General features: G+C 70.0%; 11 protein-coding genes, 1 tRNA gene and 2 pseudogenes. 5 read left to right on the forward strand and 9 right to left on the reverse strand.

Features of this window, described 5'->3' with window-relative positions; translation table 11 throughout:
- Positions 1–69: 69 nt before the first annotated feature.
- A complete protein-coding gene (locus EHO50_RS36175) occupies positions 70–648 on the reverse strand; it encodes a TetR/AcrR family transcriptional regulator (protein WP_128435461.1) in 579 nt (192 codons plus the stop codon).
- A 136-nt stretch (positions 649–784) separates the two neighbouring features.
- Between EHO50_RS36175 and EHO50_RS36180 the strand changes: the two genes are divergently transcribed.
- Positions 785–1,987: an MFS transporter gene (locus EHO50_RS36180; RefSeq protein WP_128435462.1), complete on the forward strand. Its 1,203-nt coding sequence runs from the start codon at positions 785–787 to the stop codon at positions 1,985–1,987.
- A 148-nt stretch (positions 1,988–2,135) separates the two neighbouring features.
- Here the strand turns inward: EHO50_RS36180 and EHO50_RS36185 are convergent, their stop codons facing one another.
- From EHO50_RS36185 to EHO50_RS36210, 6 genes and pseudogenes are all read right to left on the reverse strand, one after another.
- Positions 2,136–3,791 (reverse strand): long-chain fatty acid--CoA ligase, encoded by a 1,656-nt coding sequence (locus EHO50_RS36185; protein WP_181449751.1) that lies wholly within the window; start codon positions 3,789–3,791, stop codon positions 2,136–2,138.
- A gap of 233 nt (positions 3,792–4,024) precedes the next feature.
- On the reverse strand, positions 4,025–4,594 hold the full coding sequence (locus tag EHO50_RS36190; RefSeq protein WP_128435464.1) for a SigE family RNA polymerase sigma factor: 570 nt from the start codon (positions 4,592–4,594) through the stop codon (positions 4,025–4,027).
- Positions 4,595–4,740: 146 nt separating this feature from the next.
- Positions 4,741–5,907: a lipid-transfer protein gene (locus EHO50_RS36195; protein ID WP_128435465.1), complete on the reverse strand. Its 1,167-nt coding sequence runs from the start codon at positions 5,905–5,907 to the stop codon at positions 4,741–4,743.
- 245 nt (positions 5,908–6,152) lie between these two features.
- Positions 6,153–6,542, reverse strand: a pseudogene (locus tag EHO50_RS36200) (MaoC family dehydratase); the annotation flags it as partial.
- 29 nt (positions 6,543–6,571) lie between these two features.
- Positions 6,572–7,567 carry a bifunctional MaoC family dehydratase N-terminal/OB-fold nucleic acid binding domain-containing protein gene (locus EHO50_RS36205; RefSeq protein WP_246101742.1) on the reverse strand — a complete coding sequence of 332 codons (996 nt, stop codon included), beginning with the start codon at positions 7,565–7,567 and terminating at the stop codon, positions 6,572–6,574.
- Between the two features lie 410 nt (positions 7,568–7,977).
- Positions 7,978–8,304: a hypothetical protein gene (locus EHO50_RS36210; protein ID WP_128435466.1), complete on the reverse strand. Its 327-nt coding sequence runs from the start codon at positions 8,302–8,304 to the stop codon at positions 7,978–7,980.
- A gap of 387 nt (positions 8,305–8,691) precedes the next feature.
- Here EHO50_RS36210 and EHO50_RS36215 point away from each other — a divergent pair, with 387 nt between their 5' ends.
- From EHO50_RS36215 to EHO50_RS36230, 4 genes and pseudogenes are all read left to right on the forward strand, one after another.
- Positions 8,692–9,558, forward strand: coding sequence for a bifunctional DNA primase/polymerase (locus EHO50_RS36215; RefSeq protein ID WP_128435467.1), 867 nt, complete (start codon positions 8,692–8,694; stop codon positions 9,556–9,558).
- Between the two features lie 139 nt (positions 9,559–9,697).
- Positions 9,698–10,129, forward strand: a complete 432-nt coding sequence (locus EHO50_RS36220) for a hypothetical protein (RefSeq protein WP_164905049.1) — start codon at positions 9,698–9,700, stop codon at positions 10,127–10,129.
- A gap of 78 nt (positions 10,130–10,207) precedes the next feature.
- Positions 10,208–10,681 (forward strand): annotated as a pseudogene (locus EHO50_RS36225) (DinB family protein); the annotation flags it as partial.
- Between the two features lie 124 nt (positions 10,682–10,805).
- Positions 10,806–11,135 carry an amphi-Trp domain-containing protein gene (locus tag EHO50_RS36230; RefSeq protein ID WP_128435469.1) on the forward strand — a complete coding sequence of 110 codons (330 nt, stop codon included), beginning with the start codon at positions 10,806–10,808 and terminating at the stop codon, positions 11,133–11,135.
- Between the two features lie 96 nt (positions 11,136–11,231).
- On the opposite strand, the gene EHO50_RS36235 is transcribed toward EHO50_RS36230, so the two are convergent.
- Positions 11,232–11,316 (reverse strand) — tRNA-Ser (locus EHO50_RS36235).
- An 84-nt stretch (positions 11,317–11,400) separates the two neighbouring features.
- Positions 11,401–12,972, reverse strand: a complete 1,572-nt coding sequence (locus EHO50_RS36240) for a serine/threonine-protein kinase (RefSeq protein ID WP_128435470.1) — start codon at positions 12,970–12,972, stop codon at positions 11,401–11,403.
- Between the last annotated feature and the right edge of the window lie 137 nt (positions 12,973–13,109).

A 13,109-nucleotide genomic window follows, 5' to 3' on the forward strand; every position in this document is an offset into this window, starting at 1 on the left:
GGCGCCTCTTGAAGACCAACTGACGGCGCCTCTTGAAGTACGTCGGGACGCGGTACCGGCTGACGTACGTCAGCGTGCGACGAGCCTGCGCGCCGCCTCCTTGACCGAGGCGCGCAGACGGTCACGGTCGTCGTCCTCGCCGCCCACCAGGATGCGGCTCATCTGAGGCACGACGGTGGCCCAGTTGGCCATCGCGACCAGCAGGAACAGCAGGTCCTGGGCCGGGATCGCATCGGTGATGACGCCGCGGTCCTGGCCGTCCTGGACCGCGGCGACCTTGTGGGCGTAGTGGTCCTGGCGCTCGGTCTCGTCGGGCAGTTCGGTGGTGCCGTACTGGATGCCCTCCCAGTAGAGGAGGCGCAGCAGTTCGGGGTGGGCGGCGTGGTAGTCCATCAGCCGGTCCAGCCAGCCTTCGATGTCGTCCGGGTCGACGGGGACGGCTGCCGCGAGGTCGACCATGGAGCGGCCGAGGACCTGGGAGAACAGCTCCGCCTTGTTGCCGAAGTAGGCGTAGATCAGCTGTTTGTTGGCCTTGGCCTCGGCCGCGATGCGGTCGATCCGGGCGCCCGCGATGCCGTACCGGGCGAACTCGGCGACCGCCGCGTCGAAGATCCGGGCCTTGGTGGCCTCGGGGTCCCTTACTGCCATGGGGTCAGGGTAGCGGGTAGGTAACCAACTGTTTGGTTGACGGGAATGGATGTGCGGCGCAGACTGTTGGGCAGAAATCCAACCAACCAGTTAGTTGTTAGAGCACCCTCGAAGGCTCGAAGGAAGCGCTCCGCTCATGCAGTCGACCACCCCAGCCCGCCGTCTCCGCACGCCCACCCCGGAGACGAAGACGTCACGCCTCTTCCTCCCCCTCATCGCCCTGTGCTCCGCCGTCACGGCCGCCAACATCTATCTCGCGGCCCCGCTGCTCTCGGTCATCGCCCAGGACTTCGGGACCGACGCCTCGGCCGTGGCCTGGATCGCCTCGATCGCCCAGTTCGGCTACGCCGCCGGCCTGCTCTTCTTCGCCCCGCTCGGTGACCGAGTGAGTCGCCGCCCGCTGGTCGCCGTCCTGTCGCTGGCCACGACGGCCGCCCTGGCCGCGGGTGCGGCGGCGTCCGGGACCAGCGCGCTCGCGGCCGCCGTCCTCGTCGCCTCCGCCGCGACCGTCGTCCCGCAGTTGCTCGTCCCGCTCGTCGCCGAACGCGCCCCCGCCGACCGCCGCGCCCGCCATGTCGCCGCCGTCATCGCCGGCCTGTTCACCGGCATCGTCGCGGCGCGGGTCCTCGGCGGCCTGGCCGGGCAGGCCTTCGGCTGGCGGTGGGTGTTCGTGGGCGCGGCCGTCCTCACCGGCGCACTCGGCCTGCTGACCGCCGCCGTTCTACCGGCCGAACGCCCCCACCGCACCGGTGGCCTCGCCGGCCTCTTCTCCGGCCTCACCGAGATGCCAGGCCTGGTGCGCCGCTCGCCCGACCTGTGGCGCGCATGTGTACGGCAGGCCGGCATGTACGGCGCCTGGAGTGCGCTGTGGACCTCGCTGGCCCTGCTGCTGACAGGGAAGCCGTACGCCCTCTCGACCGCGACCGCCGGGCTCTTCGGCCTCTTCGGGCTGGCGGCGAGTGTCGTGGCGCCGCTCGCGGGCGGCCTGGTGGACCGTTTCGGTGCCGCCAAGGTCGTACGGTCCGCGTATCTGCTCGCCGCCGTGTCCGTGCCGCTGTTCTGGCTGGGCGGGCAGGTGATGGTCGCACTGTTCCTGGCCGCTGTCGCCGTCCACGCCGCCCTGGTCGCCTCCCACGTCGCCAACCAGACGCTGGCCCTGACGACCACGACCTCCCCCGCGACCGCCAACAGCGCCTACGTGGTCGCCGGTTTCGCAGGCGGCGCCACGGCCTCGGCCCTGGCGGGGCTTGCCTTCGTGCACTGGGGCTGGGGCGGGGTGTGTGCGGTGGCGGGGGTCTGGCTGGTGCTGGGGTGGGGGCTCACTGCGGTGCGGCGGTGAGGTGTACGGCAGTGAGGTGTACGGCAGTGGTGCATACGGCAGTGAAGAGCCGCGCGGCAATGAAGTCGGCGGCAGTCAGTGGCAGTCGGCGGCCGGGAGCAGTGCGGGCCACGGAAGTGCCCGTCCCGGCCCGGCCGCCGTATGCGTGTCAGAGCTTGGTGACGTCCAGGGCGCCCTCGGCGTACTGCCTGCGCAGCACCTTCTTGTCGAACTTGCCGACGCTCGTCTTCGGCACCGCCGCGATGACCGTCCAGCGCTCCGGGAGCTGCCACTTGGCGATCTTGCCCTCGTTGGCGAGGAAGTCGCGCAGGGCCTCGAAGTCGGTGGTGGCGCCCTCCTTGAGGACGACCGTGGCCAGCGGGCGCTCGTCCCACTTGTCGTCGGGGACGGCGACCACGGCGGCCTCGGCGACGTCCGGGTGGGACATCAGCGCGTTCTCCAGCTCGACCGAGGAGATCCACTCGCCGCCGGACTTGATGACGTCCTTGGCGCGGTCGGTGAGGGTGAGGAAGCCGTCGGCGGAGATCGTGCCGACGTCGCCGGTCTTCAGCCAGCCGTCCTCGCTGAACTTGTCGGCGGGGCGCAGGGGTTCGGCGGCCGGGCCGTTGTAGTAGGCGCCCGCGATCCAGGGGCCGCGCACCTCCAGCTCGCCGGCCGACTCGCCGTCCCAGGGGATGCGCTCGCCGCCGGGGCCGGTGAGGCGGGCCTCGACGCTCGTCGGGAAACGGCCCTGCGTCAGCCGGTACCCGAATTCCTCCTCCGTGCCGACCGCATGCGCCGGCGGCCGGGCGATGGTGCCGAGCGGGGAGGTCTCCGTCATGCCCCAGGCGTGGCAGACCCGCATGCCCAGCTTGTCGAACGCCTCCATGAGCGAGGGCGGACAGGCCGAGCCGCCGATGGTCACCTGACCGAGGGTGGAAACGTCCCGCGGCTTGGCGGTCAGTTCGGCGAGCAGGCCCTGCCAGATGGTGGGCACGGCGGCCGCGTGCGTCGGCTTCTCGCCCTCGATCATCTCGGCGAGCGGCGCGGGCTGCAGGAAGCGGTCCGGCATCAGCATGTTGACGCCGGTCATGAAGGTGGCGTGCGGCAGTCCCCACGCGTTGACGTGGAACTGCGGCACCACGATCAGCGACGTGTCCTGGTCCGTCAGCCCCATCGACTGGGTCATGTTGACCTGCATGGAGTGCAGGTAGACCGAGCGGTGGGAGTAGACGACGCCCTTCGGGTCCCCGGTCGTCCCGGAGGTGTAGCACATGGAGGCGGCCTGACGCTCGTCCAGCTCAGGCCACTCGTACGTGGTCGGCTTTCCGGCGATCAGCTCCTCGTACTCGTGCACCTGCACGGACGCATCCGCCAGACCGGAACGGTCACCCGGCCCCGACACCACCACATGCTCCACCGTCTTGAGGTGCGGCAGCAGCGGGACGAGGAGGGGCAGGAGCGAGCCGTTGGCGATGACCACCCGGTCGGCCGCGTGGTTGACGATCCAGGCCAACTGCTCTGCCGGCAGGCGGAGGTTGAGGGTGTGCAGGATCGCGCCCATCGAGGGGATCGCGAAGTACGCCTCGACATGCTCGGCGTTGTTCCACATCAGTGTCGCGACCCGCTCGTCGCCGGCCACGCCCAGGTCCTCGCGCAGGGCATGCGCCAGCTGGGCCGCACGCGCACCGACCTCGGCGAAGGAACGGCGGTGCGGCTCCGCCTCTCCGGTCCAGGTGGTGACCTGCGATGTGCCGTGGATCGTCGACCCGTGGGTCAGGATCCTCGAGATCAGCAGCGGTACGTCCTGCATCGTGCTCAGCACGGCGTCCTCCCGGGGGCGACATTGCCTACGCGGTAGTAAGGGATGCGGAGATTCTGCGCGCATACCGCGCGGTATGTCACTAGGGGCGGGCGATCGATCATGTCACGTTGCGTTCATGAGGGCGTGACGATAACGGGGGAGGCGGGCTCGATCGGGGTGGCTCGGGGGCGGGGTAGGTGGTGGGGTGGGTGGCGGTGCGGCTCCGAGACCTCACCATCAGCCCTGCGCCATCGCTAGCGGACCAGCCCCAGCTCAGGGTCCTCGCGGAGCTTCCCGAGCGCTCGTGACACCGCCGACTTCACCGTGCCGACGGAGACCCCGAGCACCTCCGCCGTCTGTACCTCGCTGAGGTCCTCGTAGTACCGCAGGACGACCATCGCCCGCTGCCGTGCCGGCAGCCGCATGATCGCGCACCACATCGCGTCATGCAGCGCCTGCCGCTCCGCCGGGTCGTCGTCGTGGCCCGGCATGGGCTCCGGCTCGGGCAGCTCGTCACAGGCGAACTCGTCGACCTTGCGCTTGCGCCACTGCGACGTCCGCGTGTTCAGCAGCGCCCTGCGCACATAACCGTCGAGCGCGCGATGGTCCTCGATGCGCTCCCAGGCGACGTACGTCTTGGTGAGCGCGGTCTGCAGCAGGTCCTCCGCGTCGCTCGGGTTCGCGGTCAGCGACCGGGCGGTACGCAGCAGCACCGGCTGGCGGGCCCGCACGTACGACGTGAAGGAGGGATACGTCGCGTTCGGACGGGTCTGCCTCGCCGATGTCGCGGCGTCGGAAGCGCTGGTGCAGACGGGTGTGGTCATGGCTCCACGCTATGAGCGGCCCCTGGTTCAGCGGATCGGCCGCAGGTGCCGAAGCAACGTCCGCCTCAGGTTGTAGGGGTGGGGCTGACTCCACCTACTGGAGGTGGACGAGCGGGGGACACATACTGCGGGATTACCCCTGGGGGTCACCCGTCGGCAGCAAGGACCAGTCCCGACGTCGGCACGCCCGTACCCGCCGTCACCAGCACCCGCCCCGCCCCGGGTATCTGGTTCACGGACGTCCCCCGCACCTGCCTCACCCCCTCCGCGATGCCGTTCATCCCGTGCAGATACGCCTCCCCGAGCTGCCCCCCGTGTGTGTTGAGCGGTAGCCGCTCCTCGGCCACGAAGTCCCCCGCCTCCCCCTTTCCGCAGAACCCGAACTCCTCCAACTGCATCAGCACGAAAGGAGTGAAGTGGTCGTACAGGATCCCCACGTCGATCTCCCCCGGCCCCAGCCCCGCCGTCCGCCACACTTGCCGCGCCACCACGGCCATCTCCGGCAGACCGGTGAGGTCGCCCCGGTAGAAGCTCGTCATCTGCTCCTGCCCTCGGCCGGCCCCCTGGGCCGCCGCCGCTATGACGGCCGGGGGACGGGGCAGGTCACGGGCCCGGTCGACGGACGTGACGACGAGCGCCTGGCCGCCGTCCGTCTCCTGGCAGCAGTCCAGCAGCCGCAGTGGCTCGACGATCCAGCGCGAGGCCGCGTGGTCGGCGAGGGTGATGGGTCTGCCGTGGAAGTACGCGGCCGGGTTGGTCGCCGCGTACTTGCGGTCGACGACGGCCACATGCCCGAACACCTCCGGCGTAAGCCCGTACGTGTGCAGATATCGCTGGGCCGCCATCGCCACCCAGGAGGCCGGGGTGAGCAGCCCGAACGGCAGCGACCAGCCGAGCGCCACGCCCTCCGCCGAGGGCTCCCGGTGCTGCACGCCCGAGCCGAATCTCCGGCCCGACCGCTCATTGAACGCCCGGTAGCAGACCACCACCTCCGCGACCCCCGTCGCCACGGCGAGCGCCGCCTGCTGGACGGTCGCGCAGGCCGCGCCGCCGCCGTAGTGGACCCGGGAGAAGAAGGACAGCTCGCCCATCCCGCAGGCCTGGGCCACGGTGATCTCCGGGCTGGTGTCCATCGTGAACGTCACCATCCCGTCCACGTCCCCGGGCGTCAGCCCCGCGTCGTCCAGCGCGGCCCGCACCGCCTCCACGGCCAGCCGGAGCTCGCTACGTCCTGAGTCCTTGGAGAATTCGGTGGCCCCGACACCGACAATCGCCGCCCGACCGGCAAGGGCGTCCCGCGCGCGGACACTCATGCGGGACCCTCCGACGATGCAGTGACCGCGGCCCTCGCCGGCAGGCTGTCAGCCGCCCCGCCCCGTGCGCTGTCCGTCGCGCCTGTTGGCGTGGTGCCCGCAGCCCCCGTCGGCGTGGTGCCCGCAACCCCCGTCGGCGTGGTGCCCGCAACCCCCGTCGGCAAGGTGTCCGCAGCCCCAGCCGGCACGGCGGTGACCGCAGTCCCCGTAGGCACGGTGACCGCAGCGCCAGCCGGGACGGTGACCGCCGCCCCCGCCGGGACCGTCACTGTCACCGTGCCGGTCACGTGTCTGCCGATGCCGTTCGCGCCGACCACCCGTACCGTCGCCGTATCGCCGTCGACCTCCTCGACCCTGCCCGTCAACACCATCGTGTCTCCTGGGTAGTTGGGCGCCCCGAGTCGTATGGCCACCCTGCGCAGTTCGGCCGTCGGTCCGAAGTGGTCGGTGATGTAGCGGCCGACGAGGCCATTGGTCGTGAGGATGTTCATGAAGATGTCGGGAGAGCCCTTCTGGCGGGCCAACTCCGCATCGTGGTGCACGTCCTGGTAGTCGCGCGAGGCGATGGCCCCGGCGACGATCAGCGTGCGAGTGATCGGGACCTCCAGCGGCGGCAGTTCTTCACCGGCCTTGATGCAGCTCCCCATCGCGCCCTCACCGGCCCTCATGCGACAACCTCCTGCATCTGCTGAGCCTCCTGAGCACGCCAGACAGGCAGCACCCACCCCTCGTCGCGCTCCTGAAGGCCGTACTCCTGGAATTCGAGCCGCACCGGCAGCCCGATCCGCACCTTGTCGTACGGCACCCCCACCACGTTGCCGATCATCCGCACACCCTCGGTGAGTTCGATCAGGCCGACCGCGTAGGGAGGGTCGAAGGCGGGGAACGGTGGGTGGTGCATCACGACGTATGAATAGACCGTCCCCTCGCCACTCGCCTCGACCGAGTCCCAGTCCAGGCCGCCGCAGGCGTTGCAGCCGGGCAGCCAGGGATGGCGCAGGGTGCCGCAGCCGGTGCAACGCTGGATGAGCAGGCTGCGCCGCTGGACGCCCTCCCAGAAGGCGGCGTTGTCACGGTTGACGACGGGGCGGGGGCGAGAAGGCTTCTTCCGCCGGTCCGGCTCACCTTCCCGACCAGCTTCCCGACGTATGGGTGCGTACTTGAGGATGCGGAAGCGGTGGGTGCCCGCCAGGTCGGTGCCGACACGGATGTTCATGCGGGTCGTGACGAAGTACCCCGTGCCGAGCTTCGTCGTCTTCTTCTCCGACACCGACTCGATCACCGAGTCGAAGGTGATCTCGTCCCCGGGCCGCAAGGGCCGTAGATACTCCTGGTCGCAGTCGGTGGCGACCACCGAGGTGTAGCCCGCATCGTCGAGCAGGCCGAGCAGCTCGTCGTACGCGTGCGTGCCTCTCGTATGGCCGGAGAGGCCGCTCATGGTCCACGCCTGGAGCATGGTGGGCGGTGCGATGGCGTCCGGTCCCGAGTACGCAGGGTTGGTGTCGCCCATGGCCTCGCACCAGTGCCGGATCATGGGCGCGTTGACGGGATCCTTGCCCGCACGCGCCACAGCGGCGCGCTGCCCCTCGTAGACCTTCAGCCGCGTCTCGAACTCGTCGCTCGCTTCCGCCTCATGGCCCACCACTGGCTCGTAGCTCACCGTCGCCCCCTCGCTCTCATCGGCCTCGTCGCCCACGGCGCATCGCACTGACACTTCTGGTACACCGCGACCGCCGATCCGGTTCCCACGAGTTTTTGGGACCTTCACGGGGCGCCGGGCCCAGGCCCCAGGCCGCAGATCTCAGGCCCCGGATCTGAGGCCCCGGATCTCAGGCCCCGGATCTCAGGCCCCACGAAGGTTTCTGACTGTCCGTCAGATACAACCCACTGTCAAGGCCGCAGCAGGCCGCCGAAGATCACCAGAAGGCCGTAGAAAAGCCAGGCAAAACACGGAAAACGCCTGCGCGGCGGCACCGAAGTACCGCCACGCAGACGCCTTGCACCCCACAGCACACCCCACAGATTCCGAGAGGGCCGGCGCGTGAGCACCGGGGCGCCGGCCCCCTCAGCTCACCACCAGAGCGGAGTGAAGTTGACGGACGTGTTGTCGTCGCCCTCGTTGACGGCCGTGAACGCGGAGCCGTTGACCTGAGCCGTGTTGCTCTGGTTCGAGGCACCGGAACCGGTCGCCTGCTGCTGCGTGGTGGACGAGGTGCCGTAGTTGTCGCCGCCGCCCCCGCTGCCGATGAGGCCCTGGGCGGCGTTCGAGACGGCCGCGCTGGATCCGTCGTCCGCGAAGGCGCCGTTGTCCGCCGTCGCGACGCCGGTGAACAGTGCGGCGGCGAGCGGGAGTGCGGAGAGGGCTGCGATGACGCGGGCGGTACGGATGCTTGCCATGTTGTTCCTCCAGAACAGTGCGCCCAGGCTCCCCAGCCGGACGCATAGGTGGTGCATGAAGTACTGCTCGTTCCAAGGCAGTTGGCCGACCACCTCGGAGCTGTGCACGACGTCGCGAGATCAGAGTTGCCCACCGAATCCCCGGCGAACCACACCAGAAGCCCCTATTCGCCCTGAAGCGTGATGACAAGTCGATAAACCCCTTTCGCTACTTCTATCCTCCAAGCCGGAGCAGTACGGACAGCTCAACCCCAAGCACCACAAGGGGTGAAAGGTTCCAGCAGACTGCCGACCAACCCCGCCGCCCGGCAGTCACCCGGCGTGTCGCCCAACGGATGAACACCCCTCCCTCTTTCCTTTTTCGAACATTCGTACGAACATAGAGCCATGGCCACCACCGACCGGCAGGCCACGACGCTGGCCCTCGCACACGCCCTGTCAGCCGCCGAACGCGGACTGGCCGTCATCCCCCTGTCCCGGACGAAGCTCCCGGCCCTGCGCTCCCCACACCGCGACGACCCCGGCCCGGCGCCCTGCCACGGCGAGTGCGGCCGCTTCGGGCACGGGGTCTACGACGCCTCCACCGACCCCGTCCGCATCCGCGAACTCTTCGCGGCCGCCCCCTGGGCCACGGGCTACGGCATCGCGTGCGGCCTGCCCCCGCACCACCTGATCGGCATCGACCTCGACACCAAATCCGGTACGGACTCCTCGGCCGCCCTGCGCGAACTGGCGCTGCGCCACCTGTTCACCATCCCGCCCACGGTGGTCGTCCTGACCCCCAGCGGCGGCCGCCACCTCTGGCTGACCGGCCCGCCCCACGTCGTCGTCCCCAACTCGGCGGGCCGCCTCGCGCCCGGCATCGACATCCGCGGCGCCGGCGGCTACCTCGTGGGCCCCGGCTCCCGCACCGATCACGGCGTCTACAGCACCGCCCCCGGTACCTCCCACATCACCCCCGCGCCCTGCCCGCGCGCCCTCCTGCGCCTCCTGCTCCCTCCGCCCCGCTCGCACCACCCCACGCCCCCGTCGGCCGGCGGCCACGGGCAGGGGCTCGTCCAGTTCGTGCTCGCCGCCCACGAGGGCCAGCGCAACACCCGCCTGTTCTGGGCCGCCTGCCGCGCCTACGAGGACGGCATCGGCCCCGCCCTCGTCGATCCCCTCGTCGAGGCGGCACTGAACACCGGCCTGACCGAACGCGAGGCCCGCGCGACGATCGCGTCGGCTGCGCGGATGACGGGGCACCGGCCCTGACCGGGCGTCCGGGATCCGCAGGCGCCCGACGGGGCTCCGGGATCCGCAAACGTCCGACCGGGCATCCGGAGCCCGCAGGCTCCTGACAGGACTTGAAATTCACGGGAGCTCGATGCACCACCGCCCTAGAGTGCCGACCATGTCGCTGACCCGCGTCATCCTCATGTCCGGCCGCTCGCTCGACCTCTCCGAGCTACAGCTCTCCTCGACGTACGGCGGAATGCTGGAGGGCTACCCGTGCAAGCCGGTCAACGACATGAAGATCAAGGGCCTCGTCCGCGCCGCGGAGCACGCCCGTCCCTCCACGCCGGTGCACCTCGTCCCGCCGCCGCGCGAGTATCCCGACCAGTACGCGGGCGCGTTCGGCCCGGTCGAGGTGCTGCCGTCCGTGGCCTGCGTGGGCGCCTTCCACTCCACGGCCCTCGACCGCGACCACGACCCGGTCCTGTATCGCTCCGCCCTCACGATCATCTGGTTCCAGCCCACCGCGCGCGTGCCGTCCGGCTGTGACGCGGAGGACGCGCTGCGGGAGGTCGAGTGGGAGGGGCTGGCGCGGGACTACGAGCTATAGGCGGGACCACAGCTCTAGGCGTGGCTACGAGCTCCGGACAGGACTGCGAGTTCTGGAGACGCCCCTCCAACGACAGCGTTCGAGTACCACCTAGAACGGCTCCGGCCCGAGGACTTCCTATGGGAACCGGGACCTCACTGCTGGACGGTGCGCCCGGCCGCCGACGGCACCTGGGTGCCGGACTGGGCCGAGACCGAGCCCGATCCCGTCCCCGTGCCGACCATCGCCTGGGTGAGCTGGCACATCGGCTGGTGGTGGAGCGTGGCCACCGACCATCTGCGGGGCCGTCCGCCCCGGGAGCGGACCGACGTGACCTGGCCCGGCGACGGGCAGGCGACCGTCGCCTGGCTGCGCGACCTGCGCACGGAGTGGCTGGCCGCGCTGGACCGACTCGACGACACGGACCTGGACGCCACGGCGCCGTTCCCCTGGCCGAACGACCCGCAGTACACCGTCGCCCACATGATCGGCTGGGTGAACGCCGAGCTGATGAAGAACGCCGCGGAGATCGGGCAGTTGAGGTTGCTGCGGGCCCAGCAGCCGAAGCACTGATCCGTCGCCGTCCGCGCGGCGCTGGGGGGGTGTCTCTCGGCAAGATGTCCAGCAAGATGTCCAGCTTGGCAATTAGCACCAAAATGGTCTTTACATGCTGTTCTTGCGCTGGATCGGAGACGTCATGAATGATCTCAAGCTTGAGCAGAAGCGCTCGCTGTCCCGCCTTGAGGCGGCGGATCAGCTCGAGGCACTGGCGGCCGCGCTGCGGGAAGGCGGGGACGCCGAACTGGAACTCGACCCTTGGAAGCTGAGCCTGCGGATCCCGGACAACCTCCGCGGCGAGATCGAGGTCGAGGTCAGTGATGGGGAGATCGAGCTGGAGATCGAGTTCAAGTGGCCGACCGCGTCGGCCGCAGGGACAGCGTCGTCGCAGAAGGCGGCTGCCGGCCCCGGGCGAAGCCGCACCGGCGGAAGCAGAACCTCGAAGCGGACTGCCGCGACGAAGTCGTGAGCCGACTGCAAGAGGGTGACTGCAGAGGCGACTGCAAGAAGGGGTGCCCGAAAATCCGGGCACCCCTTCTCACCTGGCCTTATGCCGCCTGACAAGCGGTGGGTGTGGGATTTGAACCCACGGTGACTCGCGCCACGACGGTTTTCAAGACCGTTCCCTTAGGCCGCTCGGGCAACCCACCTCGGCTCCTGCCCACCAGGGGCGGAGCGGATACAGCGTACCGGCCTGACGCGTTGTGCGGGATGCGAGGTCCAGGCGTCGTCGTTCACGCGTCGTCGTTCAGGCGGACTCCGTTGACGGCGGTGTCGAAGATCGGCCGGTACTCGTGCCATTGCTCGTCCGGCGCGGAGAGGTAGATGACGTACTGGGTGCCGTCGGCTCTCGCGAAGGCGAGCTCCGCCGCTCGGTACTTGCGGGCCCTGCCGTCGAAGGTGAACTCCCAGTACCCGGCAGGCTGTCCCCGGAAGGTCGTCTCGGCCATCCTCACGCGTTCATAGCCGGGGTTGTCGCGGGCGGTCTGTTCCTCTTCCGTCTCACGCCAGTGCTGCAGTGGATCGGTGCCCGCGAACTCGACGACGTTGACCCTCAGGCCCACCAGGCCCGACGGGTCTATGTAGCCGACCTCACCGCCGGGCAACGTCTTGCGGGTCCAGCCGTCTCGCACGGGCACGGAGATGCCGGTGTCCGGGTTCTCGAGGTGGTACCCGGCGGGCACCGGCGGCACGGTGGGACTGGGACTGGGGCTGGGGCTGGTGGTCGGGGAGGGAGTGGACGCCTCGGAGCCGGACGTGTGCTTACTCGGCCCATCGGCGCCGGCCTTGAGCCACCACAGTGCGCCGCCCGCCAGACAGGCGGCGAGGGTCACCGCCAGGACCGACCGGACCACCGTACGGCGGCGGTTGCCCTTGTCTTTGCCCTTCCCGCCAGGAGGCGTGAGGTCCTCTGCGCGGTCCGGGCGCGTGGGTGAATCGAGGCGGGCGGTTCGGGTGCCGGTCACCTCGTCCAGGCGGCGTTCGACCTCGTGTACGTCCATCCGCTGTTCGGGATCCTTGACGAGCAGACCCTCGATCACCGGGGTCAGTTCGCCGGCCCTGCGCGAGGGCTCGTACGGATCGGTGGCGATGGCGTACGCGGTCTCGATCGGGGTGGCGCGGCGGAACGGGTCCTGCCCCTCGACGGCCTGGTACAGCGTCGCCCCCAGGGCCCACAGATCACTGGCGGGACCGGTCTCGGGATGCGCGCCCCTGAGCCGCTCGGGCGCCAGGTAGCAGATGGAGCCGATCAACTCGCCGGGCTTGGTCAGCGAGGACGTCCCCGACTCCATGGCGATCCCGAAGTCGGTGAGGACGATCCGCCCGTCGTCACCGAGCAGAACGTTGGCGGGTTTGACGTCCCGGTGCAGGACCCCGGCGTCGTGGGCGGCGCGCAGGGCGGCGGCCATGGCACGGCCGATCCGGGCGGCTTCCTCGGGTGGCAGTGCGCCTCGGCGCTTCAGGACGTCGCTCAGTGTGACCGAGGGGACGTACTCCATGACGATGCACGGCAGGCCCTCGTCATCGACGACGTCGTGCACCACGATCACGTTGGGGTGGGTGATCCGGGCTGCGCTGCGGGCCTCGCGGCGAGTGCGCTCGTAGAGCGTGCGGACCTCGTCGTCCTGCAGGTGCGGCGGGATGCGCAGCTTCTTCACGGCGACGTGGCGGCCGAGCAGTTTGTCCTCGGCACGCCAGACGGTTCCCATACCGCCGCTGCCCACCCGCTCCACCAGCAGGTACCTGCCGGCGACGAGCCGCCCGAGATCGGACACCGCGAGACCGTCCCCTTGTCTGCTTCCCATTCGCGGCTCCGCTTCCCATTCGCGAACAGTCGAGGTCGAGAAGGCACGATAGCCCATCCGAACGTATGGACACGGTCGCCTTCCGACGGCAACTCCCCGCGCGCGCAGCGCGATCCACAGCCCGGCGAGCGGTTCCC

The organism is Streptomyces cyaneus (assembly GCF_004028635.1).
GTDB lineage: Bacteria > Actinomycetota > Actinomycetes > Streptomycetales > Streptomycetaceae > Streptomyces > Streptomyces cyaneus.